This window comes from Pseudomonas khavaziana (genome assembly GCF_019145205.1).
Taxonomy (GTDB): domain Bacteria; phylum Pseudomonadota; class Gammaproteobacteria; order Pseudomonadales; family Pseudomonadaceae; genus Aquipseudomonas; species Aquipseudomonas khavaziana.
On record NZ_JAHSTT010000004.1, the window covers coordinates 100326 to 120308 of the forward strand.

Consider the following 19983-nt stretch of genomic DNA (forward strand, 5'->3'; position numbering starts at 1 on the left):
TTACACCCCCAACAGCGTTTTCTGGCTGGTGTTGGCACCGCCAAGCACGCCAGACGAACCGGTCAAGATGGTGCCGTTCTGGCCGGATTGAGCCAGGCGGCGCTTGCGTTCAGCCTCTACAGCGGCCTGCACTGAGTCGCTGGAGGTGGTCGGTGCAGCGCCAGGGGACGTTGAGCCCGCCGCCTCGGCTGCTGCCTTTGCCGCTGCCTTCTCGCGCTCGGCCTTGTTGAACATGCCGGTGTTCTCGCCAAACATGTTCGGCAAGCCCATACCTTCAAGAAGGACGTCACCGCCGCGTAATGGGTCGAGTTTGACCACCTTGTTCACAAGTTTTTTGATTCCGCTTCCACACATGGTCAGGTACTCGCGTAAGGGTCGTATTCGGATTCAAGGCCGTTGTTGCTGGCCCCGGAACCGCCGTATTCGTTGTATTGGCTTTTCATCACCGGCATGGCGTAGGTCAGCGCCAGGGCGTCACCGTCGTCCGGGGAGATACCCAGGCGCTTCTTGATGTCGTCCTTCTTCTCCAGGGCGATCTGGTCGCTGGAGTTGTGCGTGTACATCGGGGAGGTCAGTTCGGCTTCAAGCTCTTCGTTGCTGTCAATGGCCAGGCCCGCACGCAGTGCTTCGCGCATCTGCCACCACATGTAGGTCCGCATGTTTGCGTAGTGCCGGTCTGGCGCCCTGCTGGCGAAGTTGACGTCAATGATGACGACGCCCGGCAACAGTCGGCGCAGTTGGTCGGCGACTGGGCCACCAACGCCGGTGGCATCAACGAACACCGCGTCCGGCCGATGCTCCATCACCACCGTGCACACCTTGGCGATGAACACCGTGGTGTTGCGGGTTTCGCTGCCGGGGATCTTGATTGGCTTGATGGACTTCGCGTCCAGTCCACGCCGGAACCTGATCACGTTGTTGTCAGCGCCGCCCCGGGCGATGTCGATACCGCAGACCAGGGCGTCATCCATGCCATAGACCGCCTCGCGCTTCATCGCGTCAGCAACCCAGTCAGTCGGGATCAGTTGCAATTCAGAAGCCCTCGGGAACATGCCGCGTACACGGATGCGGAAAAAGTCGCTGTCCTCGCCGTAGTCCTGCTGCCACTTGGCGATTTGCGTTTTGTTGGTGCCTTCAACCGTGCGGCTATCAACCTGGCGGTGTCCCCAGCGGTGTTTGTACCGTGTGAAGCAAGCCCGGAACCGGCCGGTGGTTTTGGTCGGGTTACCGAAGGCAGCCCAAATGATTTCGGTGTTCTCGTCGGTAAGTGCGCCTTCGGCCACCTCCCACACCAGGTCAGCAATGGCTGATGCCTCGTCGAACACCAGTAGAAGGCGCTTGCCCTCGTTGTGCAGGCCGGCGAATGCCTCGGTGTTGCTCTCCGACCAGGGGACCGCGTCCACACGCCAGTTCTTTTCATGCTCCGGGTCAGTGCTGATCAGCGCCGTAGCCGTGATACGGAACCAATGCGAGGTGATGGAAAGCCGGTTCCACTTCGCCACCTCGGGCCAGGTCTTGGTCCTGAGCTGGGTTTCAGTGTTGGCAGTGACAACGCCACGCGCATCGACGCAGGTATCCACGGTCCACTTGATCAGCCAGGACACCAGCGCCGACTTACCAATGCCGTGGCCGCTGGCCGTGGCTTCGTGGATTACCTCGCCCAAGTCCTTGGCGCCGGCGCGTAACTTCTTGCCGATGGAGTCGAGGACTTCAATCTGCCAATCACGCGGGCCGGTCTTGTTCGCCAGCTCGGTGCCAGGCTCACCCCAGGGGAAGGCGTACCAGACGTATCCAAGCGGGTCTTGAGCAAATGACAGGATGTCCTCGACCAGTTGCTGCTCAAGGTCAACCGTTGCTGGCTCGCTCACGTGCTTTAGCCATCCGCTCAGAAAGGGTGTGGGTTACGTTTACTTCCACCTGTTCACGGAAGGCGCTGACCGCTACGTGCTTGCCGAGCAGTTCCAGGTTCTTGACCTTGTCCGGCCACTTGATCTTTTTCATCAGGCCGACCATCGATCGATCTTCGCCTGTGCCTTCGAACATCTCGGCGATATCGAAGCCCACCAGATACTGGCGCCAGCCCTTCGGCCATTCCGAAAGAGGCTTGAAGCTCATGTCATCGCGCAGGATGTCCAGCACGTCGAGTTGATCAATCTCGACCAGGCGATTCAGCACGTAATCAGCATTGATCTGCACGCGCTTGCTGCGAGAATCCATCGCTTCCTTGATGGCTTGGGAAATTTGAGGTTTTTTCAGGTTCTCATCGCCGATCTGACCGGCCGTCCTTTTGCTGTACCCGGCCCTGATAGCGGCCTGTGTTGCGTTGAGGTCAATCAGATACTCATCAACGAACAGGCGCTGCTTTTGTGTCAGTGCCATGAGGAATCCTTACTCACCAGCCAGCGCAGGCTTATCGGTGGAGGGATCACCTTCCACGACTGGAGCAGTCACAACAGGGACAACCTTGAGCCATTCGAATGAACCGAAGATGGCTACAACTGCGCCACCCTCACCAATAAGGCGCAGATCGTCGCCCTGCACGAACGTCGAAGCCATTACTTCATGCACTTCGCCTGCGGACTTGACGTGGTACTTAATCATTTGGATGCCCTCATGGCGTCGTAGGAACGTTCACAGGCGAATCCGGCCCGGCGACTTGCGTCAAGCGCTGCTGCCAGTTCGCCCGCATGGTTGTCAGCTTCTGTGCGCAGCTCGGCGAGCAAATCGGTAAGGTCGTCGATTGTCTTGCCTCTTGCGGTAAGGCGGGCACGGAGGGTGGCGCGGTCGGCAAGCAGGCTGGCTTGTTGCTTGCGCAGGCTGACACCCACAGCAACAAGCTCAGCAGCGTGAGCGTCATCGCTGATCTTTTGATTGGCTGCATCGGTGCGTACCTGGTCAATGTCTCGTTGGTGTTGCTGTTCGGTCTGGCGTGCCTTCTCGCTGGCTTCATGGGCCTGGGTGGCGACGTTGGCCACGTATTGCGTGTGATCGGTCTGCGCATTGTCCAGGCGGTGCGTCTGGATGCCCGCCACGATCACCAGCAACGCAATGGCGGCGATCAGGTAGCGAGTCATTGCGCGGCCATGCACTTGGCGTGGCGCTCAAGCTGGCGAGTCCAGACGCCGGCACAGCGCTTGTTGCCCGGGGTGGAGCAGTCGAAGCCCGCGGCGAAACGGTACTTGAGCAGGTTATGGCAAGCCTGGGCGTAGTTGCCGGCCAGCAGGTCGCGGCGCGGCGAACCCTTGAGCCAGGTGCCAATGCCGTACTGGCCCACAAAGTCCATGTACACATCGAACTCGTCCTGGTACAGCTTCACACCCGGGAGCGATGCAGAGAATTGCTTTTCGGCCTGGCTGTTCAGGTTGCGGGCCAGAATCTCGGCGCGGGCCGGGGTGATGGTGTCGCCCATGCGGACTGGCTGGCCGTCTTCGTAGCGGGTGGAGCCGTGGCCGATGGTGGGAACGTCGCCCTTGGTGGGGATGACAGCGACAGGGGTGAACCCTTCGCTCGCCTGCCATGTGGCAAATCCGGCGGCGCTCAGGCTCAGCGCCGCGACGGCGATGCGCTGGCGAATGACGGGATTCATAACCGGCACTGATCACGCAGGGCCTGGAGCCTGGCTTGGCTCTCGGCGTGTTCGCGGCGGTCTTTGCGAACCTGAAAGTAAAAATTGATCATCAGGCCGAGTACCGCGACCGCCACACCGGCAATACCTATCCAGTTGACTTGCGACAGCCAGCCAACCATGCCAGCAGCACCGCCAACCAGCATGCCCTTATTGGCCACTGACGCACCCACCACCTCTACGATGCTCTCGGGCGTCGGGTTGGCCATGTTTCTACTCCTGTCCGGGGCTGCCATACGGGCCTCCAGAAACGAAAAAGCCCCGGCAAATGCCAGGGCTCAGGGGTTGTTTTTCGAATAAAAAGAAAACACCTTGATAGCTGTGCTCTCATGTCTCCGAATAATTTACCGACATAAAATCAGTTCTTTATCAGAATTCTGTCTGGATCCAGAACAGCTTTGAACTGAGCGACTATTAAGGCATATACCAAGTCAAAATTACCGGACTTCACATCATCTACACTCACGATCTGCTGACGGTCGCCCTCGATATCAAAAAGATAACCTTCGTCACAAAAACGAACGCTCATATTGAAGAAGTAAACCACCCTGGAATCTCGATCTTCCGAAACAATGGTCACAGCAAGGGTAAACGCAACTACTCCCCCTACGCTGCTAAGCGTCATCCAGGGCTTTTCCTCAAACTGGCTCTTTTGACCAACACCCAAACGAATATAAGCATCACCTGCTTTACCGTCTGGGTGGCTCCAAGTAGGAGAAGGCAATCCTAGATAGAATCTAAGCCCACTAGCCAGACCACCGGCCGCCTTTGCAAGCAGATTGAGCTGCAGGCTCAACGCCGCTTCGCGCTTCTCGAAAAGCTCTTGTATGTCTTCATAAATACTCATTGCCATCTCCTTTGTACAAGTAATGGCAAGATGACACAAAGACTACGTACCAGCTATAAAAAAGCCCAGCATATCCACTGGGCTTTCGCTGAATCTGTCTCGGTGTCGCGCTGGAACAGCCAAACACACTGCCATGAAAACAGGTCGGTATCCGGCATGAAAGGACTATTTACGCGGCTTCGCTCATCCCTTGCAATACCCCGTCAATCCACCCAACTCCGGCCTTGATTATTTCCCTTGCAGAGCGCTCTGACATCTTGCCCGACTCGCCTATCCGCACCATCGTCCACTTGGCTCCGAAATAGAGCCAGAGAAACAGCCCCATCTGCTCGTTACGGCGCGTCAGCTTGGCCATCGCGGAATCAACCGCGAGTGCCAGGTCATCAGTGATCACATAGCTGGCGGTACTCGGCATTTGGACGTTGTCCCGCATCAGCGCGAGCAGCGGCGAGACGTAGCGCGGCACGCCCATCCCGTCCATCCGCCACCAACCCCATTGTTCCAGCAGGTATTCAGTATCGCCCAGCGGCTTGTCGACGTAGGTGCGCTTTTTCATGCGGCTTTCCTCGGGGTTGGTTCATCCATTCCGAACAGTTCGCGGAGCAGCCTGTCAGCGATCTTATTCTTGGCGTTGCCTTCGGAGATCCAAAGACGAGCGAACGCCTCAAACCCCAGGGCTGACCGTGAGGTGTGCCAGTCAGCGATGATGTCCATGAACGCCGCAGATCCAATCCGGCCATTGGTCTTCTCCAGCAACAGACGATTACCGGCCTTCAAGAACTTGCACTCAACCGGGGTCAGGCTTTTGCGCGGCAACGCCGCGGTGACGTTACTCATGCTTGTTGCTCCCCTTGAATTTGCTGGCAAAGCTTCGGCCCATCTCCACCTCTTCGTTGCTCGGCGGCCGCCCCTCAAAGTCGACAAATCGAACATACTTCCCCTGCTGCTGGACCATGCAGGAGCCCACGCGCGCATGACGGACCTTGCCCACGATCAACTCGGTTACACCGTTCTGGCCCTCCTCGCTATCCATATCGCGATGAACCAAGATCACTACGTCAGCATCCTGCTCGATCTGACCGGAGTCGCGGATATCGCTGGGGCGTGGTCGTTTATCGGGGCGATTGGTTGAGCCACGGTTGAGCTGGGCCAACACAATCACAGGAATCTTAAGCTCCTTGGCCAGGTTCTTCAGTGCAGTGGAGATCTTCCCGACCTCAAGGGAACGGTTCGAGCTGCTCTCGGCGCTGATCAGTTGGATGTAATCGATCAGCAGGACACTCAACCCCTCCCGACGCTGGCACTGGCGGGCGATCGAGCGAATACGCGCTACGGTCATGCCGGCCTGGTCGTTGACGTACAGCTTGGCTCCCATCAGGACGTTGGCGGCGCTGGTGAGCTTCGGCCAATCATCGTCCTGAAGGTCGCCGCTATCCAGCGCGCTGAGATTGATGCCCCCAAGAGACGCCAGGCCACGCGTAACGAGTTCCTCCTTGGTCATCTCCATGGAGAACGCTAAACCGGCCCCAGCGAGCTTGCAGGTGACGTGCTGGGCGATTTGTAGGCCTAGGATGGTCTTGCCTGAACCGGTCAGCCCGCCAACAACGATCATGTTCCCAGGCCGTAACCCGCGCACCAACTCATCCAGCTTCTCAAGGCCTGTGGATAGGCCTGTAGGCATAGTCTTGTTAAATTTCGAGTCAATGGTGTCGATCACCGCGGGCAGAATTTCGCTGGCTTTGTAGTAATCCTGCTGCCCATCGTCGTCCAGGTCGCGCAGATCTGCCGTGGCCTGCTGGGCCATGGCGATAACCTCGGAGAGTGGGCGCTCCTCGTTGGCCGTGTCGTTGATCACATACGCGGCGTTCACAATCTGACGTAACACCGCCCGCTCCCGAACAATACGGGCGTAGGCCTTCCAGTTGGCGGGGCTGGGTACATTCATGGCGACCTCGCCCGCGTGGGCCAGGGTCGACTTGCCACTGGGCAGGCGCTGGCGGCAATCGCTCAAGGTGACAACGTCGATGGGAACACCGGCGGCGTGGCAATCAATCATCACCTGGTAAAGCGCAGCGCTCTCCAGATCATGGAAATCGGACACGTCCACCTTACTGCTGATCTCGTCGAACAACTCGGGCTTGAGCAACACCGCCCCAAGGATGCCGAACTCGGCCTCATCACTGAACAGTTCGCGGCTCATACGTCACCCCGGGCCGAAGGCCAGTTGAACAACACTGCAGGACCGCCGGCATCGCTGAGCCGATCAACTGCTCGATCTCCCAGGCATTTACGCAAACCGATAATGCCCAGGTTGGAAATCACGATGGTGGGCTGCAGTCGCTCGTAGCGGTTGTTAATTACCTCGAACAACACTTGCCGCTCGAAGTCGCTTCCGTGCTGAACGCCGATCTCATCGATCACCAGCAGGTCGGGAGCCTGCAGTGCGCTGAACACTTGGTGTTCGGTTGACTCTGCTGTCTTGCTGAACGTTGCCTTCACATCACGAATGATCGCCAGGGCGGATGTATACCGGGCGTGGGCGCCGTGGTGACGAATGACATGCTGCGCCACCGCACAACCCAGGTGTGTCTTGCCGGTACCGACCTCTCCCAGAAGCATCATCGAAAGCCCGGCCTGCCAGTGCAGGTCAAATCTTTCTGCGTATTCCCGGCATTGGCGAAGAGCAACGGCCTGAGGTTCTGGCTTGCTGTCCGTCCGGTAGTTCTCCAGCGTCGCCACCCGGAAACGTGGAGGGATACCTGATGCGATCAGATCCGCATTGAGCTGACGAGCAAACTGTACGTCCCGGGCAGCGGTGGCAATGGTTTCGTCAGTGGAATGCCGTGCATCGAAGTGACAGCGCGGGCAGCCGAGCCACTGCCCATCACCGATGAATGACTCAACGAGATCGTTTTCAAACGTGCCGTGCTCGTCGCAACGGCTGATAGCGGTATTGATGATTGCTGGTTTGATCATGGTCGGGCTACTCGATACGTACCATCGGGCTGACGTTCAAGCCCGAGGGTGTGGTCAATTTTGTCGAGGTCCACGTGATGGGACTGCTCGGTGTTTGCCGGGATTTCGTCTTCCCAACATCGGCCGTTGAGCCAGGTCGCGGGCAGCGGGATGTATTGCCCGCCGTCCTTGATCCAGTCAGGCCTAAGGCAGTGATTTGCTAGCGCAGAAAGCAGGGTTTCGCGCAATGCGGCGTCAGGTTTGAGTTTCTTCCAGGCCGATTCAGCGTTCGGCCGCTTTTGGCGGCGCGGGTACAACCGGTAGAACTGATCGAAGCCGTCCAGCAGATCCGTAGCGGCGGGTTTGATAATCCGCTTCGGCTTTGGATCTGCCAGAGCGGGTTGATCAGGTGCGCGCTGCTCCTGCCCATTTGCTCCAGCTTGAGATTCCAGCGGCGCGTCGTCCGGCGGAGCATCGCGACGATGGACATGCTCTTGATCTTGTTCTTCTCCTTTCCTATTACCCTTCCCTTCCCTTCCGGGGTCGAGGCCTAGTGGAGGATTCGACGAGGCCTCTACGAGCGGTGGTCGAATGGTCGTAGAGGACTCACCGACGGAATCACCTACAGGCCCCGGTTTCTGGTTGTCATCAGTGCCAGCCCCCAGCAGTGGCGGACTGGACACCACCAGGGGCTGAACAAACTCCGGGTACTTGAAGGTCGGCTTATCAATCCTTTGGTGCTCCCACCCGCAGACATGCAAATATCGCTTGCCAGAGTGCTCGTAGAAGGACAAAAGACCATTCGACGACAGCTCGTCGAGCATTCGACGAATACTCGACGAGCTGATTTCGTCACCGGGAAAAACCCGGGCCTTGATGGTTTTCTCCGAGTCAGGATGATTGCCGCCATCGTCACAAAAATTCCAAATGCCAATGAACAGCAGGCGTGTCAGAGGCTGACACTCCATCACCTGTTCACTGCTCCAGAACTCTGGCTTGATCGTCCTAATGCGCGCCATCAGATATCCAGCTCCTCTGTCACGCGACGGATGAAGGCATCGTAGGTTTCAGCCATCTCGAAACCCTGGCGCTCCAGCGACTCGCGGTAGGCCTTGGCGCTGCCGTAAAGCACCCAGCGCTCGCGCTCTGGAAGCGTTCGGAAGTTGCCGTAGGTTGGCCAGGGACCGGCGATGGTGCAGGCCGTTGCAGGTTTAATTACGGGGATTCCCGTAATTGATTCGACAGAGCCGATCATTGCAGCGTCTCCCCATGCTTGCGGCACATCCCGGCCCCCATGGTTTCCATTGAGCCGCCAGACAGGCGCAACACCAGCAGGCGCAGTGCTGTGGTGGAGTCAATGGAGAGCGTGCGAGCCTCGTCCAACGCCAAAGCCTGCGGTGAGTGGTCCATGATCAGAACCCGAACGCGATCGCTGTAGTTGAACGCCGCGCAAGCCAGCTGTTGGTCCGTCAGGCCAGCGAACGCCTCATCCGGTAGGCACTCACTAGGGAACACGACGACGGGAATGCTGTTTTCTGGTCGCGGCTTCCCCTCCAACAAGTGGCGGCTCATTGCCTCAAAGTGATCCTGGGCCACTTGCCTAGCGTCGTGCCCAGTCCTACGCCTGAACAACACCTTGAGCGCGTAGTAGGCTCGGTACAGATCAATGTGAGTGTCATCCTCTTTCTCAATGGAGTACTCCGGCTCGTCGATGACGTCTAGCGCGTCCTTGACGACCTCGAAACACTTCAGCAACAGCGCTGCATCGGGATATTTCTCGAAGTGCTCTTCGTCGATGACGGTGACAGGTACCTCTTGGGATATTTCGCTCATGGGTATGCCCTCCCGATTGCAGATTGGTGAAGTGGGATATAGGCAAACTCATCAAAGTCGGGCTCGTACTTGGCATGCTCAAGCATTGAAGCCATATGACTGAGGGGCATTGCAGCGCGATGCTGTTGCACAAAGGCAACCAAGAAGGCGCGGCCAGGCGAAGGCTCGTTCGCGCACATACCAATCAACGCCTTTATGCGCTTAGTCTGCTCGGTAAACTGCCTATGCTTCTGGTACCCGCGGGCCTCTTCTGGTGGGCTGGAGAGTGTGTGAAGTTTTGTTATTCGGCCAAGCAGGTCACGACCGAGAGTCTCGAGCAGGTTACGAGCAACTCGCTCATCTGTGAGCCCAAGGCCGAAGCCGTACACACCACGCCCGTCGAAAACCTCAACCAGGTAGAAAGGTTTTTTGTTGAAGCCTGGACTCTTAGAGTCAATGACCTGGTTCATGGCCGAACCTCCGAGATATTCGGCGCCACGCTTTCTGCCTGGCTGTTTTGTGGCGCGTAACTTTCATACGGACCGAACTGACCAAGACGAGCCAGGAACTCGTGCCCAGGACGCTCAGCCGATCGAACTGACTGGATCATGTCTGTTACGCGGTCGTTCATCCGGAGGAAGTTTTCGAATCCTTTTGCCCAGCCTGCTACCCACGAAATACGAACAGGGTACGGGGCTACTTCCGGCTCGAGCATGGCCTTCAGCTCTAATGCCAGACACTCATCCAGCACGCCGGGGTAGGTTTGTTTTAATCCCGCGTCCTCATAAACAACTTGAACCTCGTAGTAGGTAAAGCCTGCCCGCTCATCAAAAGGCTGCACCGTAGGCGTGATTGACACGCTCTTGGGCACACTGACCAGCCGGGGTTTAGATTGAATGCGCTCAGTAACAGGCGACCGAACTTGTTTACTACGAATTGCATGTGCCATGATTAACACCTCTGCAGTTGTGTAGTCCTGATCACACAGGACGATTGGATGAGCCCGGTTCCCGCCGGGTTTGTTGCTTTCTGCACCGGGCAAAATTCATTCTCCGCCCGTTTTATTCCTCTGATACCTAGCCGTTCGGACAGGTAATCACGCCGCTTTGACTGACTCTTCCAGCACCAACAAGCTCTGCCGGACATGTCCAATTTCCTTCTGGATGTTTGCTTTCTCGAAAGGTGAAACGCGGCCATCTGCAAGGGCGTCATGGACGAGCCGAGAAACATCCCCGTACTCAGCCGCCAGATGCACCAGAGCCTCAGTGAGGTTCTTGCTCGCCGGCCGCGCCTGAGGCACCAGGGCATAGCCCAATGTGTTGGCCAGATGTTCCAGCGGTTCAACGTTCTTGCTGTGCACCAGGATCTGGAGAAATTGCTCCAGGTTCAGGCGGTGCGAGTCATCATTTGGGTTGCTGCGATTGAGCAATGCGGTGTGGCTCATACCCATCAGGTGAGCCAGTTGCTTTGGCCCCGCCTCCAGAACTGCCTCATGTATTGCGCGGTGTACCTGTTCCATTTCGGGAAACCTCTTCGTGGTTGTCGTGGCGGAACGTTCAGCTCAGGGCGAAGATATGCGCCCTCAATCAGGGCTTCTTTTAATCGGGATTAAAGATTTGGCTCTTGGCCTGAATTGCGCAGATAGGCCCAGTCAACATCGGGCCGGAGCTCTTCACAGGTCACCGCTCTGCTCGACTCCCGTTCGAGATTGATGGCGAGGCCTGGGCCTGCCCGGCGAAAGCCATGGGCGATCTGTTTAAGGTTCCCGGCACTGGTGCCGCTGCGCTTGGCCAACGAATCCACCGAAGGTGTGTCGAGGGACCGGATGAGTTCGAGTAGCGTCATGTTTGTCTCCGAAAGAAGCTCAGATTACATTTTGCTAATCTCAATAGCAATAGCATTTTATAATTTACTGTTTGCTAACGCAGGGACACTATTCGCCTATGGATATCAAAACTCTTCGGGTCGACGCGCTGCGGCGTGTCATCGGCCCACTCAGCCAGAAAGACTTCGCCGACCAGCACGATCTGGATGCTTCGTATTTGTCCCAGATCCTCAATGGGCACCGCTCCCTGGGCGAGAAGGCAGCACTCAATCTGGAAAAGAAAATCGGGCTCACGCCTGGTGTGCTGGTCAACCCGAATGGGCACGGGCCGGCATTGATCGAGGGTGAGTACACTCGCCAGGATGTGGTTCGAGAGGCGGCGTCTGCCTACCAGGCCCTTCAGGACAAGGCTACGCCGCGGGCAGTTGCGGTTATCGAGAAGCTCGCCAGGGCTGCAGCGAAAGGAAGACTCAGGGAGTCGGACTTAGTGCTGCTGGAGGGCATCGCCGCCCTGCTTGAGAAGGCCAACGCTGAAAAGCTTTGAGCCAGATGCAGAAAGCCCGACACTTGGCCGGGCTTCAAGGTAATCATCGATTCAAACGGCGTTGAGTCGCTCAACCATGTCAGGGAAGCGCTGAACCAACTTAATCAGCAGCGCCGCCTGGGCATTTGGCTTGGACTTCGATTGCTCCCAGTTCTTCAGCGTGTCAGGGCTAGTCCTGATTTGCCGGGCGAACACTGGCTGCGACATGTGAAGATTCTCACGGATGGAAACGATCTCAGCAGCCGTCACCTCGGGAGGTGCAAGAGCCTCCACTTCGTACTGACGAAGTGTGATCTTCCCCTGCCGGTGCTCGCCCATCTCGTTTACGCCTTGCATCAGCTCAGCAAACAGATCGCGCTTCTTTTTCATTTCCCACCTCGTTTTTTCAGCTCTGCATCTATAGCAGCCTTCAATGCCTTCTCCTGAGCAGCGGTCAGGTTCGCCATCTCATCCTTGTCATAAATCGAAAACATCCAAAACTGGCCGTCATTGAGCAGCCAGTAATAAATCACACGGAGACCACCACGCTTGCCCTTTCCGCGGCGAGTGTCCTGCCAGCGAAGCTTTCTGAAGCCACCGGTACGTGGCATTAAATCACCGGCTTCAGGATTCGCCTGCATTTCCGTCTGGAGCTGCCGATATTCATCGTCAGTCAGATAGTCACCTACCGTGGCGGTGAAGCTTGTCGTTTCAAAGAAGACTGTTTTCATTGGAATTAAGTATACGCAAGTTGCTTACATTTAAAAAGCGTAGCTGCTTGACTCAATCTGCCAGCTCGCCGCCACGCCACTGAGGATTACTGGGATTGACGAAAAGCCCGGCGCTGGGCCGGGCTCTCTTCACTGTTACGCCAATAAGTCCGCGTCTCGCTCCCGCCACAGAGCTTCAAGCTTCGTCAGGCCCTTCCCGGTGATCAACGTGGAGCACGTTGGGATCGTGCCGTCGATCGGGTGCTCGAAGGTGCCCAGTTTCACATCAAGCAGGCCGGCCTCGATCTTCGCCTGATACGGCTCGTTCGAACGGGTCACCCACCCTTTCTGCCGCATGAACTGCAGCAGCCTGGTGCGGCCAGTGCCAATGATCTTCGCAGCCTGGGCCGCGTTGTACTTCTTGTGCGACACCACAACCATGTCGTGAAAAGCTACCTTGGGAGCGTCCTGCTCCACCTTCACTTCCAGTTCATGGTTCTCTTTCGAGAGCTCTGAGTTGTCAGCTTCCAAGGCAACGACCTTGCGGACGTTGTCAGTCAACAATGCGAGCAGCACCTTGGGGTCATTCAGGCTAGCGATGTCGAAGGCAGGCTTGGCCGTTTGCTCCTCCAGCTCCTGCCAGCGATCCACAAGACGAGCAGTGAACTCGGGACTGAGCTGGGCGACCACTACAAAGCTGTCACGCTTGCCAATCAGGTAGTGCGTCCCTGGCCGACCGAGGGTTCCGGGGTTTTCCTCAATTTGAGGAAAAGTGATTACCTTGTCAGCCACCAGAGAATCTATGGTCCGCTTGACGTTGTCGTGGCGTTTTCCGGTCAAATCGGCGATTTCACGAGATGACATTGTCCGCGCCACGTTTTGCGATTGAGGAAAACGCGGCACGCCGTCAAGAAGCTGCCCAGGTCGAATGGAGAAAGTATTCATCGCGCTTTCTCCAGGCCTTCAGCTACGGAGTCGATAGCAGCCTTAGCAGACTCGACCGCCATGTGTAGCAACCATGCTTGGCTTGGTGTGATAATGAGCTCTGCCATTCCCGCGTCTTCCAACGCCGATCTCACGCTATGAAGAATGCAAGATGCCTGATTCAAAGCATCAACAGCGGGAACGCCTGGACGGACGCCATACAAATCTTGCTCCTCAATGTTGCAGCGTGCGAACGAAAGCGCCACGGTCACTGGTCCCTTGAAGGTGCCAGCATTGAGTTTTTCGTTTACTTCGGTATGCTTCGTCATGTGAATGTCCTCAGAAATGTTCACTGCTTCATAGGCCTCAAGCGTTGGCGCGCTTGGGGCTTTTTCATGCCTGTTGTTTTTCATGAACAAGCTCCTGCTCCATCATTTTCCTTAAGCGGAAAACTACCTCCCCGTTCGCTGTCCTTCCGTTCTCCTCTGACTTCGTGCTCAGCCAATCCCTCAGTTGAAGTGGCAAACGAATCACCAGCGGAACTTTTTCTTGCCTCATCCTTAACCTCCATCGCCATGCGTGTGATCATTTGTGATCATTTGATACCATTTGCTATCAATTGTCAATGCTGATCATTGGGGATCATTTGTTGTCTGATATAGTGATATGAAACCCAGTAATTAAAAGGCTTCGAGGGCTCATGACCGATACCAGATCTTTTGCTGAACGCCTCCTATGGGCACGCTCCGAAGCAGGTCTGACGCAAAAAGATCTTTCCGAACAAAGCGGCATCAGCCAACCTCAAATCGTCCGATATGAAGCTGGTCGCTCCAAACCCCGCCTGGGTGGCGCCCTCAAACTGGCCCGGGTTCTGAAAATGGACGCCTACGATCTGATGCCGGAACTGAAAAAGACCACTAAGGAAATCGAAATTCAGCTCAGCGCCGAAGAAGCCGAGCAGTTCGATACGGAGGCGGCAAAACTTGGCATTTCGACTGAAGAGCTGATGCGAAAACTGACAATCATTGGGCTCCGGATGAAACTTAAGGATCCTGAGACGCGCCGCATGATGGAAGAGGAGTTTCCAGGCATGGTAGATCGGTTTGATGCGCTGCCAGGCCCAGATGATGATGGAGATCATGAGCTCGGTAATTAACCTCGCGTGCAACGTGCCGTATTTTTTTCGCCTAGGAACTTCTCTGCTCAAACCGCTATACATACCATCGGACTCCTAACGAAGCGTCTGCGATTACGATGGTTTCCAATTATTCACACAAAACCAGCAATTGGAAGGCCATGAAAAGGGCCATCTTTTTTCCGGAAAAGAAAGAGCAAGAAAGGCTTCCGAATTAACCGCCGCCCAACTCCCGACCCTCATGGGCGGCAACCGCAAGCAGCGTGTCGAGAATAGTTCTATCTGAATATCCTCCCCGCCCTATCATCTCCATAGCAATCGGGGCAGTTGTTTTTCTAATGGTTTCCTCCCCTCCATCTCCAGCTGGAAAAAGCAAACTCGCCATTAATCTGTTAGGAATACTTTGCCCTGTGAGTTCGGCCCAAGACACAAGGTCCAGATATGGCAATACTCCAAGCCTAACCCATGAGGAAAAATCTGGTCGCCTATACTGCTTTGGTGAGTCCAGGTGGAGTTCTTCTCTCACTGTTGCAAGCCAAGCTTTAAAAGCATCAACCAAGATAGCATCCGGCATACTAAGATCAACGTCAGCTATAGCATGTAGTGACGTTCTATTCTGTGATGCATGAAGTGGTAAATCTACGAACTCCATGACTTGATAGGCGAGATCCATATCAATTTTTTCGGAGCCGAAATCAGGAGCGCTTATATTTTCCCACCACTGCTTTGCCTTCTCCTTAGCTTCGCTTTTAATCCTTTCATCCTGCTGTAAGAATTGCCTATACGTGAGGGAATGGACAGACTTCGCATAGCTCGAGCTTATACGACCAACCGCACCATCATGCCCGCAAATGGATGGCAAAATACCAGGACCTTTGAATGAGACCTTAGCGTCCAACCATATTTCAGACCCCAGCCTAGAAGCTAAATCTTTTTCGTTTGGTGGCCCACCGCAATTTTTACGATGCCCCATCATAAGAAACAACTGCTCTCTTGCTAAAATCTGCTCATACCAGCCAGCACTATCGAGCTCAGAAGCGAACGCATACTTACTCAGGACAAACCAACTCGGGATATCCGATTTTTTTATAGCATTACTTAATCTGGCCACTTACCCCCCCAGTACGTCGAATAGGTTCTAACAAGTCTATATAGCCCGTTAGCAAAATGTAATAGCTCTACAGCGCATCCGAGGAACACACCCGAAACGATCGGGCACGCAGGCGTTGAGGCCGGCACCAGGGGTTGGTAGAGTCAGCAAACCGCTGATAAGGCACGGAGCCAGCATGAACAAAAAGGACATGAGCCGTAGGGCGCTGTTGACGCTCGCGCTGCTCGCCATAACCACACCAGCTTTTGCTCGAGGCGGGCACGGTGGAGGCGGTGGAGGCGGTGGAGGAGGCAGAAGCTCTGGGCGCGGACGGAGTTCAGGAAGAGGTGGCGGAGGTGCCGGCGGATTCATATTCTTATTAATTATTGGAGCCGGGATAGCCATCTATTCCCTCTTCAGCGGCCTGAAGCCCGGGATCGCAGAGAGCGCGAGGCAGCCCAGGCTTTACTTCCTCCGAAGTCACCCGCTTCAGACTGGGCGCAGCTCGGGCTTTGTCCACTTTGTGGAAGTAACGTCGTTCAGCGAACTGCGAGGAAGGGACGCTACAAGGGGAGGGAATTTTTTGGCTGCTCTAGATACTTACGATGTTTAGGCATACGGAAGACGACACCGGTATCACCATAACGCACTTTGAACGTACTGAGCACTCCCCAAGGGTATTGACTCTCCAGACTGGATTTCTCCAGCAATGCAGGCTATTAATATGCCACTACCATTGAATAGCATAAAAACGGAGCCTCACAATGGATCAGCTTTCAAAGTTCTTAACAAAAAACCCCGTGATAGTCGTCGCGATGTTTTTTTTCACATTTTTTGCAACCGTTGCAGGCCTTCTCGTTAGCTGGGACGTCCTTTATAAAGATTACCTATCACATACTGTAACGATACCAATCTGGTTCACATTGCTAGTAGCATTTGCAATATTCTTCGGATGGATTTTATATGGAACGCGAAGGAGAAAGCTTAAAGACGCACCTCTAGAACTAATAGCTGATAAGTTATTTGGCGTTGAGCGTGTACTAACCAGTGGCAAAAAATTTGTCAGCTGCAAATTCAATGGCACCGAGATTGTTATTGATGGCCAAGCCAAAATTGGATTTGAAAGCTGTAGCTTTATTAATTCAAGATTTACTTTTGCCGGTGCCGCTGCGCAAACAATGGCTGTACTGAGCGGAATGTATAGAGACCCTAGTTTTCAACCAATGATTGATGAAACCTTTCAAAATGTGAAATCCGGCGATTTCTCCATCTCCCCTTCTCCCTCAGGCAAAAGAGAACGATAGAAAATCCAGATAGTTAATACTATATTTTTCCCATTTTCTGAGAACGCGGTATAGCTGGCTAAGGGTCCGAGGCAATATATGTTAAGGAATATAGCAACTGCTACAAAGATCAAGTTGCGAGGCGCCGGCTATCGACCTGTGTACCGCATTGAGGACGAGCGGATTGTTATCCTGGTGCTGACCGTCGGTGAGCGCAAGCGAAGCTCCGTGTATGAGCAGGCGGGGGAATGGTAGCTCCTCAACGAAAAGCCCGCACATCGGCGGGCTATCAACGGTTGCTGCTTGATCAATCCGGCTCTTGTGCCCTCAACTAGCCAGGCCCTGCTTGATATGCCCGGCGTTCTCGCCGATCGTCTCCAAGGCACCTCGCACGTTACCACCTGCCTCGACGCTGCCTTGGTGTTCGACGAGCAATGTCAGCTCCATCAGTGCAGCTTCCAGGGCAAGCTGGTTTTCGTAGATTCGTTCAAGCGTGTCAGGGAGTGAGTATTGTGGGGAGGGCATGGCTTCGACTCCATTCGAGGGCAAAAATGCAGCTTAGGTAAACATAAGCGTGATTGGCAAATCCCGGGCAAAGAAAAGCCCGCGATGTGTAGGCGGGCTGAAAGGTTTTCACTAGGAGCTGGGATAACCATAGACTCCCGACTGTGAAAAGACCGTGAAAACCAGATACAAGAAGCCCGGCGCTTGGCTGGGATTGACTACTCAAAAGGTATTGGGTGCTGCCGCAATCCGTCAGGTATATTAAGATCCCTTATCGCTAAGCCTTTTACATTATGCCTTCCGCACTCGGTGAGCATTGGCTGATCATTGGTAAGAACCAATCGAGCATTGTTCACGATAGCTATAGCAATAATCTGCCAGTCAACTTTAACCGCCTGGCGTCCGCGGTCTTTTGTTGTGCTGGCTTTTCTAGCTGCTTGCCCGCGCCTAGCGACTTGCGATGTTTCGATCGCGGCGCGCATGTCGTAGCTCAGAAGCTTGAAGGCATTTGTCTTGAATAGGGCAACACTTTGGGCGGCCTCGTTTTCGGTGGCCGCCTCTAAGAATTCAGCCCAAACCTGAGCAGGGATTCCGATAGCTTCACGTTTACGCGCCAGCTCAGCGACCAAACCTTTAACTCTGAGGTGGTCATCTGGAGAAAGTCTGTTGCTGAAGTAAAGCGCGAGGATGTTGGTGTCCCAGATTACCAATTAATGCCCCTTTCTTATTTCAGCGCATCGCCCTTCAATGTCAGCAACATCTCTCCAGCCGGAAGCTAATTTGCCCATGAGATCATATGCAGCATCCCAATCCGTGGAGAGCGCTGTCCAAGCAGTAACGATGAGATTCTCAAGAATCCATCGCCCTTCGTGAGTGCGCCGCCATCTTCCTTTCCCGGTGACCTCGATGGGGTCTCCTAGGTAGTGCGAGGATATTTCCCTGGCGAGATCTTCGCCTTTCACTGTGCAGCGATATTCTGTGCCGTCTGAGTCTTTAAGCAGCAGGGGAATGGTGTCGTCGCGCCCGCCGATTTTGATTACACGGCCTGTAACCGTACTTTCCTGATCAATGACGAGCTCTTTATCGGGCCTAATCTTTTGGTTGCCGGGGAAAGGGTAAATCACAGCTCCTGCTGGATTCTTAAGCTCACCCTTTTTACCGTCCTGACTTAACAGTTCGTTGATTCTTGATAATGCTTTGGTGGCTTCTTGGTCGGCATCATCGCTATTACTTACAGCTAACGATACACGTTCAGATACGGCTGGAGCGGCTTCAGGCTCAGCCCATGCACGTAGGGCTGCGCTTCCGACGGCGACCCTGTCCAAATGGACAAGCTCCTTCTCACCCATGAGTTTGGCCAATTCGGCCAAATAGAGTGCCAGCCGATCAAGCGGGAGCTTGTTCGGGTGAGAACCCTTAATCCTGAGTGTATAGGTATTGAGCTTTTTCATGAGTCGATTATAGGTTTGATCCAGGCGTTTCATCCATGGCGAATATCTTACAAATCCGATTTTGCTCCATCTACACTTGGTGGGCACGTGTTATTTGCCCCGCCTTCACCTCATCCCATACCCAGCCAGCCGCCACCCGTCCGCATGAAGCACCGCGTTCATCTTCAACACGGTCTGCGCGACTGCCCCATTCCCTGCCAGCCTCAGCCGCCCCGCAAACCTCAGCGGCTCAACGGCAAACCACATGAGACCGGAGGCGACGCCCTGCAGCTCGCGCTTAAGGACTTGGTTAGGATTGGTGAAGGCATGACCAAATATCCAGGCAGGCCTATTGCGCCATTATTTCCTGATAGCGCTTCTGGTATTCGTCATAAGGCAGGTTCTGCTCAGTGAGCTTCTGGAGCTGGACCTGCTTGTACTGACTCTTAGTCATAGGTCCAGGTGCCGACTGCACGGGCGCAGCGGAGTATTTTGATGGCGCCCCTCCCCCTACCTTCGACCCGCTACGGGCATAGCTGCTCACAGTCCCGTCAGGAGCAATGGTCACCGTAGTGCTCTCTACCTCTGTGCCGATACCTGCGAAACCAACGTAGGCATAGCCCCAGCCCAAAACCTGCGATCCGTCAGAATTCTGGGTGACTGCTGTGGGCGGGCCGAGAAGGGCAATCACTTCATTGCTGGTGGTTTTGCCTTTAATCAGGCTATCGATCTGGGCTTGCTCGATTTTGGTGCCACTGCTCGCGCAGCCCGAGAGGAGCGCTGCCATTGAGAGGCAAAGAAGCGTCTTTTTCATAAAGTCCCTTTTTGTCTTGAGGCCGGCAAACTCTAGCCCTAGCTGGTGCTGCCAACCAGTCTTGATGAGGCGAATCTAACACCATTAATTAGCCACTACGAGTTGAAAGCTTTCTGCCCGCGAAAATTAGCAAACGTCAAATCCAAAAAACAATTTGCTAATTTATTTAGCTATTGCTAATTTACAGCCACTCCTTCGCCACCTCATGGCGAAACAAGAGCACCTCAATTTTTGCGAAAGCCAACAACGCGGCGGGCCCTTGCTCGCCTTGGAGAAAGTGAATGTCACGTAAGCCCATCACACCGCTTCAGCTATTCAAGGTGATGATTTCCATCCTGCTCTACACCACCGCCTCTGGCGCCTGGCTCCTTTTTGCCGCCCGCGACCTGATCAGCAGCTCCTCGGATTTCGACGTGGCGGCGGCTTTCTTCGGCACCGCAGCCTGGCTCATTGCGAGCGCCTGCTTATTCCTCCTCATCACCACGCCGAAATCAGGCGAGTAATCC

At 55.1% G+C, this 19983-nt stretch carries 33 protein-coding genes; 4 read left to right on the plus strand and 29 right to left on the minus strand.

Annotated elements, in window-relative coordinates; all coding sequences use genetic code 11:
* The 19 genes from KVH01_RS11370 to KVH01_RS11460 form a co-directional block, all read right to left on the minus strand.
* On the minus strand, positions 1 to 327 hold the full coding sequence (locus KVH01_RS11370) for a hypothetical protein (protein WP_157717971.1): 327 nt from the start codon (positions 325 to 327) through the stop codon (positions 1 to 3).
* A gap of 29 nt (positions 328 to 356) precedes the next feature.
* Positions 357 to 1868 (minus strand): terminase, encoded by a 1512-nt coding sequence (locus tag KVH01_RS11375; RefSeq protein ID WP_217881520.1) that lies wholly within the window; start codon positions 1866 to 1868, stop codon positions 357 to 359.
* A complete protein-coding gene (locus tag KVH01_RS11380; RefSeq protein WP_217881521.1) occupies positions 1846 to 2379 on the minus strand; it encodes a terminase small subunit in 534 nt (177 codons plus the stop codon). The genes KVH01_RS11375 and KVH01_RS11380 overlap by 23 nt, the downstream gene beginning before the upstream one ends.
* A 9-nt stretch (positions 2380 to 2388) precedes the next feature.
* Entirely contained in the window at positions 2389 to 2601 is a 213-nt protein-coding gene (locus tag KVH01_RS11385; RefSeq protein ID WP_217881522.1) for a hypothetical protein, read from the minus strand.
* On the minus strand, positions 2598 to 3074 hold the full coding sequence (locus KVH01_RS11390) for a DUF2514 family protein (protein ID WP_217881523.1): 477 nt from the start codon (positions 3072 to 3074) through the stop codon (positions 2598 to 2600). Before KVH01_RS11390 ends, KVH01_RS11385 begins: the two co-directional genes overlap by 4 nt.
* Positions 3071 to 3586 carry a glycoside hydrolase family protein gene (locus tag KVH01_RS11395; RefSeq protein ID WP_217881524.1) on the minus strand — a complete coding sequence of 172 codons (516 nt, stop codon included), beginning with the start codon at positions 3584 to 3586 and terminating at the stop codon, positions 3071 to 3073. The genes KVH01_RS11390 and KVH01_RS11395 overlap by 4 nt, the downstream gene beginning before the upstream one ends.
* Positions 3583 to 3834: a holin gene (locus KVH01_RS11400; protein ID WP_217881525.1), complete on the minus strand. Its 252-nt coding sequence runs from the start codon at positions 3832 to 3834 to the stop codon at positions 3583 to 3585. The genes KVH01_RS11395 and KVH01_RS11400 overlap by 4 nt, the downstream gene beginning before the upstream one ends.
* Before the next feature lie 149 nt (positions 3835 to 3983).
* Positions 3984 to 4472, minus strand: a complete 489-nt coding sequence (locus tag KVH01_RS11405) for a hypothetical protein (protein WP_217881527.1) — start codon at positions 4470 to 4472, stop codon at positions 3984 to 3986.
* A gap of 169 nt (positions 4473 to 4641) precedes the next feature.
* On the minus strand, positions 4642 to 5028 hold the full coding sequence (locus tag KVH01_RS11410) for an antiterminator Q family protein (protein WP_057700690.1): 387 nt from the start codon (positions 5026 to 5028) through the stop codon (positions 4642 to 4644).
* A complete protein-coding gene (locus KVH01_RS11415; RefSeq protein ID WP_217881528.1) occupies positions 5025 to 5309 on the minus strand; it encodes a hypothetical protein in 285 nt (94 codons plus the stop codon). Before KVH01_RS11415 ends, KVH01_RS11410 begins: the two co-directional genes overlap by 4 nt.
* Positions 5302 to 6672, minus strand: a complete 1371-nt coding sequence (locus tag KVH01_RS11420; protein WP_217881529.1) for a replicative DNA helicase — start codon at positions 6670 to 6672, stop codon at positions 5302 to 5304. The genes KVH01_RS11415 and KVH01_RS11420 overlap by 8 nt, the downstream gene beginning before the upstream one ends.
* Positions 6669 to 7448 carry an ATP-binding protein gene (locus tag KVH01_RS11425; RefSeq protein ID WP_217881530.1) on the minus strand — a complete coding sequence of 260 codons (780 nt, stop codon included), beginning with the start codon at positions 7446 to 7448 and terminating at the stop codon, positions 6669 to 6671. The genes KVH01_RS11420 and KVH01_RS11425 overlap by 4 nt, the downstream gene beginning before the upstream one ends.
* Positions 7445 to 8446, minus strand: a complete 1002-nt coding sequence (locus KVH01_RS11430) for a hypothetical protein (RefSeq protein ID WP_217881531.1) — start codon at positions 8444 to 8446, stop codon at positions 7445 to 7447. The genes KVH01_RS11425 and KVH01_RS11430 overlap by 4 nt, the downstream gene beginning before the upstream one ends.
* Positions 8446 to 8682 (minus strand): hypothetical protein, encoded by a 237-nt coding sequence (locus tag KVH01_RS11435; protein WP_225924157.1) that lies wholly within the window; start codon positions 8680 to 8682, stop codon positions 8446 to 8448. Before KVH01_RS11435 ends, KVH01_RS11430 begins: the two co-directional genes overlap by 1 nt.
* On the minus strand, positions 8679 to 9260 hold the full coding sequence (locus KVH01_RS11440) for a hypothetical protein (protein WP_217881532.1): 582 nt from the start codon (positions 9258 to 9260) through the stop codon (positions 8679 to 8681). Before KVH01_RS11440 ends, KVH01_RS11435 begins: the two co-directional genes overlap by 4 nt.
* Complete coding sequence (locus tag KVH01_RS11445) at positions 9257 to 9709, minus strand: hypothetical protein (RefSeq protein ID WP_217881533.1); 453 nt, start codon at positions 9707 to 9709, stop codon at positions 9257 to 9259. The genes KVH01_RS11440 and KVH01_RS11445 overlap by 4 nt, the downstream gene beginning before the upstream one ends.
* Positions 9706 to 10188, minus strand: a complete 483-nt coding sequence (locus tag KVH01_RS11450) for a hypothetical protein (protein WP_217881535.1) — start codon at positions 10186 to 10188, stop codon at positions 9706 to 9708. Before KVH01_RS11450 ends, KVH01_RS11445 begins: the two co-directional genes overlap by 4 nt.
* 147 nt (positions 10189 to 10335) lie before the next feature.
* Positions 10336 to 10758, minus strand: a complete 423-nt coding sequence (locus KVH01_RS11455; protein ID WP_217881537.1) for a phage regulatory CII family protein — start codon at positions 10756 to 10758, stop codon at positions 10336 to 10338.
* 89 nt (positions 10759 to 10847) lie between these two features.
* Positions 10848 to 11084: a transcriptional regulator gene (locus KVH01_RS11460; protein ID WP_217881538.1), complete on the minus strand. Its 237-nt coding sequence runs from the start codon at positions 11082 to 11084 to the stop codon at positions 10848 to 10850.
* Positions 11085 to 11182: 98 nt separating this feature from the next.
* Here KVH01_RS11460 and KVH01_RS11465 point away from each other — a divergent pair, with 98 nt between their 5' ends.
* Complete coding sequence (locus tag KVH01_RS11465) at positions 11183 to 11608, plus strand: helix-turn-helix domain-containing protein (RefSeq protein WP_217881540.1); 426 nt, start codon at positions 11183 to 11185, stop codon at positions 11606 to 11608.
* Positions 11609 to 11659: 51 nt separating this feature from the next.
* Here KVH01_RS11465 and KVH01_RS11470 read toward each other — a convergent pair whose 3' ends face one another.
* The 5 genes from KVH01_RS11470 to KVH01_RS11490 form a co-directional block, all read right to left on the minus strand.
* Complete coding sequence (locus tag KVH01_RS11470; protein WP_034099046.1) at positions 11660 to 11977, minus strand: helix-turn-helix domain-containing protein; 318 nt, start codon at positions 11975 to 11977, stop codon at positions 11660 to 11662.
* On the minus strand, positions 11974 to 12318 hold the full coding sequence (locus KVH01_RS11475; protein WP_217881542.1) for a type II toxin-antitoxin system RelE/ParE family toxin: 345 nt from the start codon (positions 12316 to 12318) through the stop codon (positions 11974 to 11976). The genes KVH01_RS11470 and KVH01_RS11475 overlap by 4 nt, the downstream gene beginning before the upstream one ends.
* Before the next feature lie 135 nt (positions 12319 to 12453).
* Positions 12454 to 13242, minus strand: a complete 789-nt coding sequence (locus KVH01_RS11480) for a phage antirepressor KilAC domain-containing protein (protein ID WP_217881544.1) — start codon at positions 13240 to 13242, stop codon at positions 12454 to 12456.
* Positions 13239 to 13634 carry a DUF3077 domain-containing protein gene (locus KVH01_RS11485; protein WP_217881546.1) on the minus strand — a complete coding sequence of 132 codons (396 nt, stop codon included), beginning with the start codon at positions 13632 to 13634 and terminating at the stop codon, positions 13239 to 13241. The genes KVH01_RS11480 and KVH01_RS11485 overlap by 4 nt, the downstream gene beginning before the upstream one ends.
* Entirely contained in the window at positions 13615 to 13779 is a 165-nt protein-coding gene (locus KVH01_RS11490; RefSeq protein ID WP_082340910.1) for an Arc family DNA-binding protein, read from the minus strand. Before KVH01_RS11490 ends, KVH01_RS11485 begins: the two co-directional genes overlap by 20 nt.
* Positions 13780 to 13921: 142 nt before the next feature.
* Between KVH01_RS11490 and KVH01_RS11495 the strand changes: the two genes are divergently transcribed.
* Positions 13922 to 14377, plus strand: coding sequence for a helix-turn-helix domain-containing protein (locus KVH01_RS11495; protein ID WP_217881548.1), 456 nt, complete (start codon positions 13922 to 13924; stop codon positions 14375 to 14377).
* Positions 14378 to 14570: 193 nt separating this feature from the next.
* Here KVH01_RS11495 and KVH01_RS11500 read toward each other — a convergent pair whose 3' ends face one another.
* Positions 14571 to 15467, minus strand: a complete 897-nt coding sequence (locus KVH01_RS11500; RefSeq protein ID WP_217881549.1) for a DUF6387 family protein — start codon at positions 15465 to 15467, stop codon at positions 14571 to 14573.
* A 743-nt stretch (positions 15468 to 16210) separates the two neighbouring features.
* On the opposite strand from KVH01_RS11500, the gene KVH01_RS11510 reads away from it, so the two are divergent.
* Complete coding sequence (locus tag KVH01_RS11510) at positions 16211 to 16750, plus strand: hypothetical protein (RefSeq protein WP_217881550.1); 540 nt, start codon at positions 16211 to 16213, stop codon at positions 16748 to 16750.
* A gap of 306 nt (positions 16751 to 17056) precedes the next feature.
* Here KVH01_RS11510 and KVH01_RS11515 read toward each other — a convergent pair whose 3' ends face one another.
* The 4 genes from KVH01_RS11515 to KVH01_RS11530 form a co-directional block, all read right to left on the minus strand.
* Positions 17057 to 17254 carry a hypothetical protein gene (locus tag KVH01_RS11515; RefSeq protein ID WP_217881551.1) on the minus strand — a complete coding sequence of 66 codons (198 nt, stop codon included), beginning with the start codon at positions 17252 to 17254 and terminating at the stop codon, positions 17057 to 17059.
* 197 nt (positions 17255 to 17451) lie between these two features.
* Complete coding sequence (locus tag KVH01_RS11520) at positions 17452 to 17943, minus strand: type II toxin-antitoxin system VapC family toxin (RefSeq protein WP_217881552.1); 492 nt, start codon at positions 17941 to 17943, stop codon at positions 17452 to 17454.
* Positions 17944 to 18717 carry a hypothetical protein gene (locus tag KVH01_RS11525; RefSeq protein ID WP_225924158.1) on the minus strand — a complete coding sequence of 258 codons (774 nt, stop codon included), beginning with the start codon at positions 18715 to 18717 and terminating at the stop codon, positions 17944 to 17946.
* Between the two features lie 295 nt (positions 18718 to 19012).
* Positions 19013 to 19477 (minus strand): hypothetical protein, encoded by a 465-nt coding sequence (locus KVH01_RS11530; protein WP_217881783.1) that lies wholly within the window; start codon positions 19475 to 19477, stop codon positions 19013 to 19015.
* A 281-nt stretch (positions 19478 to 19758) separates the two neighbouring features.
* Here KVH01_RS11530 and KVH01_RS11535 point away from each other — a divergent pair, with 281 nt between their 5' ends.
* Positions 19759 to 19980, plus strand: coding sequence for a hypothetical protein (locus KVH01_RS11535; RefSeq protein WP_217881553.1), 222 nt, complete (start codon positions 19759 to 19761; stop codon positions 19978 to 19980).
* Positions 19981 to 19983: the final 3 nt, after the last annotated feature.

Bases quoted from the DNA above. Each gene is read 5' to 3' on its own strand.
- KVH01_RS11380 (WP_217881521.1), bottom strand. From the start codon at position 2,379: ATGGCACTGACACAAAAGCAGCGCCTGTTCGTTGATGAGTATCTGATT.
- KVH01_RS11385 (WP_217881522.1), bottom strand. From the start codon at position 2,601: ATGATTAAGTACCACGTCAAGTCCGCAGGCGAAGTGCATGAAGTAATG.
- KVH01_RS11390 (WP_217881523.1), bottom strand. From the start codon at position 3,074: ATGACTCGCTACCTGATCGCCGCCATTGCGTTGCTGGTGATCGTGGCG.
- KVH01_RS11395 (WP_217881524.1), bottom strand. From the start codon at position 3,586: ATGAATCCCGTCATTCGCCAGCGCATCGCCGTCGCGGCGCTGAGCCTG.
- KVH01_RS11400 (WP_217881525.1), bottom strand. From the start codon at position 3,834: ATGGCCAACCCGACGCCCGAGAGCATCGTAGAGGTGGTGGGTGCGTCA.
- KVH01_RS11405 (WP_217881527.1), bottom strand. From the start codon at position 4,472: ATGAGTATTTATGAAGACATACAAGAGCTTTTCGAGAAGCGCGAAGCG.
- KVH01_RS11410 (WP_057700690.1), bottom strand. From the start codon at position 5,028: ATGAAAAAGCGCACCTACGTCGACAAGCCGCTGGGCGATACTGAATAC.
- KVH01_RS11415 (WP_217881528.1), bottom strand. From the start codon at position 5,309: ATGAGTAACGTCACCGCGGCGTTGCCGCGCAAAAGCCTGACCCCGGTT.
- KVH01_RS11420 (WP_217881529.1), bottom strand. From the start codon at position 6,672: ATGAGCCGCGAACTGTTCAGTGATGAGGCCGAGTTCGGCATCCTTGGG.
- KVH01_RS11425 (WP_217881530.1), bottom strand. From the start codon at position 7,448: ATGATCAAACCAGCAATCATCAATACCGCTATCAGCCGTTGCGACGAG.
- KVH01_RS11430 (WP_217881531.1), bottom strand. From the start codon at position 8,446: ATGGCGCGCATTAGGACGATCAAGCCAGAGTTCTGGAGCAGTGAACAG.
- KVH01_RS11435 (WP_225924157.1), bottom strand. From the start codon at position 8,682: ATGATCGGCTCTGTCGAATCAATTACGGGAATCCCCGTAATTAAACCT.
- KVH01_RS11440 (WP_217881532.1), bottom strand. From the start codon at position 9,260: ATGAGCGAAATATCCCAAGAGGTACCTGTCACCGTCATCGACGAAGAG.
- KVH01_RS11445 (WP_217881533.1), bottom strand. From the start codon at position 9,709: ATGAACCAGGTCATTGACTCTAAGAGTCCAGGCTTCAACAAAAAACCT.
- KVH01_RS11450 (WP_217881535.1), bottom strand. From the start codon at position 10,188: ATGGCACATGCAATTCGTAGTAAACAAGTTCGGTCGCCTGTTACTGAG.
- KVH01_RS11455 (WP_217881537.1), bottom strand. From the start codon at position 10,758: ATGGAACAGGTACACCGCGCAATACATGAGGCAGTTCTGGAGGCGGGG.
- KVH01_RS11460 (WP_217881538.1), bottom strand. From the start codon at position 11,084: ATGACGCTACTCGAACTCATCCGGTCCCTCGACACACCTTCGGTGGAT.
- KVH01_RS11465 (WP_217881540.1), top strand. From the start codon at position 11,183: ATGGATATCAAAACTCTTCGGGTCGACGCGCTGCGGCGTGTCATCGGC.
- KVH01_RS11470 (WP_034099046.1), bottom strand. From the start codon at position 11,977: ATGAAAAAGAAGCGCGATCTGTTTGCTGAGCTGATGCAAGGCGTAAAC.
- KVH01_RS11475 (WP_217881542.1), bottom strand. From the start codon at position 12,318: ATGAAAACAGTCTTCTTTGAAACGACAAGCTTCACCGCCACGGTAGGT.
- KVH01_RS11480 (WP_217881544.1), bottom strand. From the start codon at position 13,242: ATGAATACTTTCTCCATTCGACCTGGGCAGCTTCTTGACGGCGTGCCG.
- KVH01_RS11485 (WP_217881546.1), bottom strand. From the start codon at position 13,634: ATGAAAAACAACAGGCATGAAAAAGCCCCAAGCGCGCCAACGCTTGAG.
- KVH01_RS11490 (WP_082340910.1), bottom strand. From the start codon at position 13,779: ATGAGGCAAGAAAAAGTTCCGCTGGTGATTCGTTTGCCACTTCAACTG.
- KVH01_RS11495 (WP_217881548.1), top strand. From the start codon at position 13,922: ATGACCGATACCAGATCTTTTGCTGAACGCCTCCTATGGGCACGCTCC.
- KVH01_RS11510 (WP_217881550.1), top strand. From the start codon at position 16,211: ATGGATCAGCTTTCAAAGTTCTTAACAAAAAACCCCGTGATAGTCGTC.
- KVH01_RS11515 (WP_217881551.1), bottom strand. From the start codon at position 17,254: ATGCCCTCCCCACAATACTCACTCCCTGACACGCTTGAACGAATCTAC.
- KVH01_RS11525 (WP_225924158.1), bottom strand. From the start codon at position 18,717: ATGAAACGCCTGGATCAAACCTATAATCGACTCATGAAAAAGCTCAAT.
- KVH01_RS11530 (WP_217881783.1), bottom strand. From the start codon at position 19,477: ATGAAAAAGACGCTTCTTTGCCTCTCAATGGCAGCGCTCCTCTCGGGC.
- KVH01_RS11535 (WP_217881553.1), top strand. From the start codon at position 19,759: ATGTCACGTAAGCCCATCACACCGCTTCAGCTATTCAAGGTGATGATT.